Annotated in this window: 1 protein-coding gene; it reads left to right on the plus strand. The window is 37.0% G+C overall.

Annotation, left to right across the window (positions count from 1 at the left end; genetic code table 11):
* On the plus strand, window positions 1-495 hold a 495-nt coding region (locus tag ACFINM_RS09865; RefSeq protein ID WP_375641380.1), incomplete at its 5' end, for a hypothetical protein.
* Window positions 496-697 lie beyond the last annotated feature (202 nt).

A 697-nucleotide genomic window follows, 5' to 3' on the forward strand; every position in this document is an offset into this window, starting at 1 on the left:
GCTGATGTTAAGGCTGGTGCCTTGGGTGGCTTTATTGAAAAGGAAGATAACCTCTCTCATGATGGCAATTGCTGGGTGTATGATGAGGCTCTTGTGTTTAAAAATGGTCACGTTTATGAAAATGCAAGAGTTTTTGGCAATGCTGTCACTTGTGGTCATATCTATGGTCATGCGCGGGTTTATGACAATGCTATCATTGCTGGCTATGTTTATGATAATGCCCATGTTTATGGCAATGCTGTTATTTCTGATAATTCCCATGTTTATGGTAATGCACATGTGTATGGCAAGGATATTATTTATGATAATGCCTATGTTTATGACAATGCTAGGGTTTATGAAAATGCTCGTATAGCAAATAACGTGCATGTTTATGAAAATGCCAATATTCATGGCATTGCTGTTATTCGTGAAAATGTCGGCGGGTTTACTAAAATAAAAACCTATACTGAACGTCTCTCTCCTTATAGTGAATTAGAGATTGTCTGGGTCTAATCTAAAGCAGTGTAAATGAAAGCACGGGCGCGGCGAGGGTGCCCCTCTTTTAAATTTCCCATTCCAAATTTTAGCAAACGTTTATCACATTAAATTGTGAGGGTATCTCTATGTGCAAAAAATACGAATTAACCAGTGAAATCAAAAAAATCAAACATGCTCTTACTCGAAATATTATAAACCTTTATCGCATTAAAGCTTT

It is taken from the genome of Bartonella sp. AA168HLJHH (assembly GCF_042197365.1).
Taxonomy (GTDB): domain Bacteria; phylum Pseudomonadota; class Alphaproteobacteria; order Rhizobiales; family Rhizobiaceae; genus Bartonella.